The following is a 3922-nucleotide window of genomic DNA, read 5'->3' as shown; positions in this document are numbered from 1 at the left end:
CCGAGCGACGGTCACCTGGTGCTCCCAGCTGGTGCCGCCCTCGGCGGTGACCAGCCAGTACCAGCCGTCGTGCCGGTACAGGTGCGGCCCCTCGGTCAGGCCGGCGGGCGTGCCGGTGAAGATGATCCGCCGCTCGCCGACGAGGCGTCGCGACACCCGGTCGTACTGCTGGATCTCGATGCCGCCGAAGCGGTTGCGCCCCGGCCGCCAGTCGGCGCTCATGTTGAGCAGCCAGGTCGTGCCGTCCTCGTCGTGGAACAGGGAGGCGTCGAAGCCGTGGGCGTGCAGCCGTACGGGGTCGGACCAGGGGCCGGTGATGTCGGGTGCGGTGATGAGGAAGTTCTGGGGGTCCCAGTAGCCGCTGGCGAAGCTGGCGACGTCGCTGTAGACGAGGTGGAACTGGCCGTCGTGCCAGGTGAGGTCGGGTGCCCAGATGCCGTTGGAGTCGCCGCAGCCGCGCAGGTCGAGCAGGCGGCGTTCGGTGACGATGCCGCCTAGGGGGCGCCAGTGGACGAGGTCGCGGGAGTGGTGCACGCGTACGCCGGGGTACCACTCGAAGGTCGAGGTGGCCAGGTAGTAGTCGTCTTCGACGCGCAGGATCGAGGGGTCCGGGTGGAACCCGGGCAGGACGGGGTTGCGGATCGACCGGGCGGCGGAGTCCGGGGCGGCGTCGCTCGTCCCGTCGAGCAGCCGCTGCCGCGGCGCGCCAAGGGATTGCCCACGTTCCGCGTCTGCGGTCTCGGTCGACATGTGTTCTCCTCTGCTGCGCCTGGTCACTCCCGGCAATCTCGCCGACCTTCCGGAAACAGGCCGATATATGAGGTCGACGGGCGGCGAGATTCTCGCTCACGGTATCTGTTCGTGTAGAGATACGACAGGCCTTGACCTACCGCGTTCACACGTCGTAACGTGCGCGCCATCAAGCGAAAATACCGGCCCCCGGGCAGAAACTTTCGGGCCGGCTCCGGGCACCTCCCGCCGACTCGTTCGGCACACCCGAGCACCTGATTCGTATCGCGAAGGGACGCCTCATGACAGCGCACCTCTCCCGCAGAACGTTGCTGGGCATCGCCGGTGCGGGCGCCGGCGCCTACCTGCTCAGCGCCTGCGGCGACGGCGACGAACCCACCAATCCCGACGGTCCGCAGACGATCAACTGGTGGCACATCCAGAACACCGAGCCGATGCTGCCGGTCTGGGCGGCGATCGCCAAGGAGTACGAGACCGCGCACACGAACGTGAAGGTCGTGATCCAGCCGCTGGAGAACGAGGCGTTCAAGGCGAAGCTGACCACGGCGACCCAGGCGGGCTCCCCGCCGGACCTGTTCCAGTCGTGGGGCGGCGGCGTGCTTCAGCAGCAGGTCGATGCGGGCCTGGTCAAGGACATCACCGAGCAGGTGCAGCCGTGGATCGGCACGCTGCTGCCCGCCTCCGTGCAGCCGTTCACGATCGACGGGAAGATCTACGGGGTTCCGTTCGACGTGGGCATGGTCGGTTTCTGGTACAACAAGGATCTTTTTGCCAAGGCGGGCGTCACGGCGACGCCGACCAGCTGGGCTGAGCTGCTGACCACGGTGTCGACCATCAAGAGCAAGGGCATCGTGCCGATCGCTCTGGCGGGCAAGGAGAAGTGGCCGGGGCACTTCTACTGGGCTTACCTGGCCATGCGCATCGGTGGTCTGGGAGCGCTTCAGCAGGCCGCGAAGGACAACAACTTCGACACCCCGGACTTCATCGCCGCAGGTCAGCGTTTGAAGGAGCTGGTGGATCTGCAGCCGTTCCAGAAGGGCTTCCTGGGGGCGGAGTACGGTTCGCCGGACGGTCAGGCCGCGACGATGGGCAACGGTGGGGCGGCGCTGGAGCTGATGGGCCAGTGGGCTCCGTCGGTGCAGGCTTCGTCGTCGACGAGCAAGAAGGGTCTGGGCGACAAGCTGGGCTACTTCGCTTTCCCGGCTGTCGAGGGCGGCAAGGGCTCGGTGGCCGAGGCGTTCGGCGGCGGCAACGGGTTCGTGGTCGGCAAGAACGCTCCGGCGTCGACGGTCGACTTCCTCAAGACGCTGCTGGACGTCGCGAACCAGCGCAAGTCGGCGGCGACGGGTGCGGTGCTGCCGACGGTCAAGGACGCCGCGGACGCGATCAAGGACCCGAACAGCAAGGTCGTCGCGGCCAGCCTGGCCAGCGCGACCGGGTTCCAGCTGTATCTGGACCAGGCGTACCCGCCGGCGGTCGGTCAGCAGGTCAATGACAGTGTCGCCGAGCTGGTGGCCGGTTCGAAGACGCCGGAGCAGATCGTCAAGGACATCACCAAGGTGGCGAAGAGCCAGTGACAAGCCGGCCGCGGAATGGTTGGCTGCCTCGTACGCAACGACGGGAGCAGGCACGATGAAGCTTTCCACGGTGCCCGGACAGCATCCGGGCGACCAGGAGGCACCTTCCGCGGCGCAGGTTCCGGCGGCAGCAGCTGATCACGATCGCGCTGTTCCTCACCCCGGCACTGGTGCTGTTCCTGCTGCTGGTCATCGCGCCGATCCTGCTCGCCGGCTACACCAGCATGTACAAGTGGAACGGCTTCAACCTGCCGGAGAACTTCGTCGGGCTGGACAACTTCACCCGCGCCTTCCAGGACCCGACCTTCCTCGGCGACCTCTGGCACACCCTGGTCCTGATCACCCTGTCGCTGGTGATCCAGCTGCCGGTGTCGCTGGCCCTGGCCATGCTGCTCAACCAGAAGCTCAAGGGCCGCAGCATCTACCGCGTCATCTTCTTCGCCCCGTACGTGCTGTCCGAGGTCACCACCGCGGTGCTGTTCACCCTGGTGCTGTCGCCCAACCGGGGGCTCGGCCAGCAGATCGCCGGCTGGCTCGGCATCGAGGCGCTGGACGGCGCGGTCTTCGCCGACCCGGACACGGTGCTGTACGCGCTGTTCTTCGTCATCTCGTGGAAGTACTTCGGCTTCCACATGATCCTGTACTTGGCGGGCCGGCAGGGCATCCCGCAGGAGCTGACCGAGGCCGCCACGACCGACGGCGCAGGCGCCTGGCAGGTGTTCCGCCATGTCACCCTGCCACTGCTGGGGCCGACGATCCGGATCAGCGTGTTCCTGTCGGTCATCGGCAGCATCCAGCTGTTCGACATGGTCTGGGTGCTCACCGGCGGCGGACCCATCCACTCCTCGGAGACCATGGCCGTCACCATGTTCGACCGCGGCTTCCGCCGCTTCGAGGTCGGCTACGCCAGTGCGATCAGCATCATCATGTTCCTGATCAGCCTCGTGTTCGCGCTGTTCTACCAGCGTTACGTGCTGCGCCGCGACACCGAGGGCGCGCTGACCACCCTGGGAGACCAGCGATGACCCGACCCGTCTCGGCCCCGGTCCGCGCCCGGCGCACGCTGCTGCACCTGATCTCGATAGTCATCGGCTCGCTGATCGTGGTGCCGGTCGGGTTCGGCGTGCTCGGCGGCTTCAAGGACAACGGACAACTGTCCACCAACCCCCTGGGCTGGCCCGACCCCTGGCACCCCGAGAACTACACCGGCATCCTCACCGACAGCGTCTTCTGGCGACAACTCGCCAACAGCACCATCATCGCCCTGGCCACCGTCGCCGTCGTCGTCGCCGCCAGCGCCATGGCCGCCTTCGTCTTCGCCCGCTTCGCCTTCCGCGGCCGCGAACTCCTGTTCACCCTCTTCGCCATCGGCCTCATGTTCCCCTTCGCCGTGGCCATCCTGCCTCTGTTCATCCTCCTACGCAGCATGGACCTCCTCGACAACCCCCTCGGCGTCATCCTGCCCCAAGCCGCCTTCGGACTACCCACCACGATCATCATCCTGCGCCAGTTCTTCCGCACCATCCCCGCCGAAGTAGAAGAAGCCGCCACCCTCGACGGCTGCACCCCCTTCGGCTTCTTCTGGCGCGTCCTGC

At 67.2% G+C, this 3922-nt stretch carries 4 protein-coding genes; 3 read left to right on the top strand and 1 reads right to left on the bottom strand.

The features are described 5' to 3' along the window. Nucleotides 1-750, bottom strand: a 750-nt coding sequence (locus tag HAV39_RS41930) for a family 43 glycosylhydrolase (protein WP_244958923.1), incomplete at its 3' end; no start/stop codon positions are given. Nucleotides 751-1031: 281 nt separating this feature from the next. On the opposite strand from HAV39_RS41930, the gene HAV39_RS41925 reads away from it, so the two are divergent. The 3 genes from HAV39_RS41925 to HAV39_RS41915 form a co-directional block, all read left to right on the top strand. Beyond that, complete coding sequence (locus HAV39_RS41925; RefSeq protein WP_191844639.1) at nt 1032-2327, top strand: extracellular solute-binding protein; 1296 nt, start codon at nt 1032-1034, stop codon at nt 2325-2327. A 170-nt stretch (nt 2328-2497) separates the two neighbouring features. Further along, entirely contained in the window at nt 2498-3352 is an 855-nt protein-coding gene (locus tag HAV39_RS41920) for a carbohydrate ABC transporter permease (RefSeq protein ID WP_244958922.1), read from the top strand. After that, nucleotides 3349-3922 (top strand): carbohydrate ABC transporter permease (locus tag HAV39_RS41915; protein WP_191844638.1); only part of this gene is annotated, 574 nt, incomplete at its 3' end. The genes HAV39_RS41920 and HAV39_RS41915, both read left to right, overlap by 4 nt.

It is taken from the genome of Catellatospora chokoriensis (genome assembly GCF_011297315.1).
Lineage (GTDB): Bacteria > Actinomycetota > Actinomycetes > Mycobacteriales > Micromonosporaceae > Catellatospora > Catellatospora citrea.
Note: the sequence above shows the minus strand (reverse complement) of the source record. Positions and strands in the feature narration are given on the sequence as shown.

Coding starts and splice junctions, on each gene's coding strand:
- HAV39_RS41925 (WP_191844639.1), top strand. CDS start 1,032: ATGACAGCGCACCTCTCCCGCAGAACGTTGCTGGGCATCGCCGGTGCG.